The following is a 1,054-nucleotide window of genomic DNA, read 5'->3' on the forward strand; positions in this document are numbered from 1 at the left end:
CAGCGATACCTTCGGGTCCCTTGTTTAATGGGTTGCCAACGAGTAATTCAGCGGCGGCCGAGTAACCTTTAAGAGATGTGAGAGGTATTGTTGTCAATTGAATGGGTTCGGTTGGGTGAACGACTAGAATTGATCGGTCAGTTTCCTGAAGCACCAAAACAGACCCATCCTTTCGAGGTGCAACACCCTCCAAATCTGATCCTGCCAATGCTGGCAACTTGAAAGAGTTTCCTAATACCCCGTCGACTCTGAGTAGGTGCAGTTTAGGTTCGGCATCACTTACAGACCACAAGAAGCCTTCAGCGTTAGACATTGCCAAACCGGAAGGCTCTGAAAATCCCTCTGATTTGTCTGCCACCTTGAATTTATCGACCAGAACCAAACCAGCACTTTCGGCGTAGGCAAAATTGGTCCAAGGCAAGAAGGCTGCCGCAACCGAGCTGGCCGTAAAAGCGAGTCGTCTAAGTTTGCAGAAACACCGTGAAATTTCAGCTTTTGACGAAAACACTCTGTTTTCTGTCATTGGATTCTCTCGCGCTTGGACCACATCCCTGTATCAGCGTTCGTATCACAGTCCGGATACGATGTCCGAAGAATGCACTGTAATCTCTTTACCTGATCCCGCCTGTTGCGATTGAATTGAATAGGGCACGATGTGCCTTTGGTTAAGCGTAAGCCTTTGGCGTGAGCAGGGAGGAAGACAAGTTGAATACGACCCTCACATTTGTGACCGTGTTGTTGATGCTGCTGTTGCCAGGTGCTGCGGTGTCACAAGTCGACCCTGCGACGATGCTGGCCGGGGCTTCGGGGTCGGAAATCGTTATCGAACGCCGGTGGACGCAGTTTCGTGGCAAACAGGAACTGTATTTCTTTACTCTCGATGTGATCGTCACGATCATTCTGGCTGGCTTGATCGTATATCATCCGGTGAGACGTAAAGCCCGTAGAAGCGTCCGCGACATAGTTATGCCAAGGCTTTTCTTCCTGTATGCGCTTATCGGCATGGCGGTTGGGTTTCTGGTCGTACAGCACGGATCGATGATCGGGTTCGTGA

Annotated in this window: 2 protein-coding genes; one reads left to right on the forward strand and one right to left on the reverse strand. The window is 50.2% G+C overall.

All coding sequences use genetic code 11. The features are described 5' to 3' along the window. The coding region (locus tag GOV85_RS21395) for an SdiA-regulated domain-containing protein (RefSeq protein ID WP_171182007.1) at positions 1-523 on the reverse strand (523 nt) is incomplete at its 3' end. Positions 524-705: 182 nt separating this feature from the next. Here GOV85_RS21395 and GOV85_RS21400 point away from each other — a divergent pair. Next, positions 706-1,054, forward strand: a 349-nt coding sequence (locus GOV85_RS21400; protein ID WP_171182009.1) for a hypothetical protein, incomplete at its 3' end; no start/stop codon positions are given.

The organism is Ruegeria sp. HKCCA4633, from assembly GCF_013034605.1.
Lineage (GTDB): Bacteria > Pseudomonadota > Alphaproteobacteria > Rhodobacterales > Rhodobacteraceae > Ruegeria.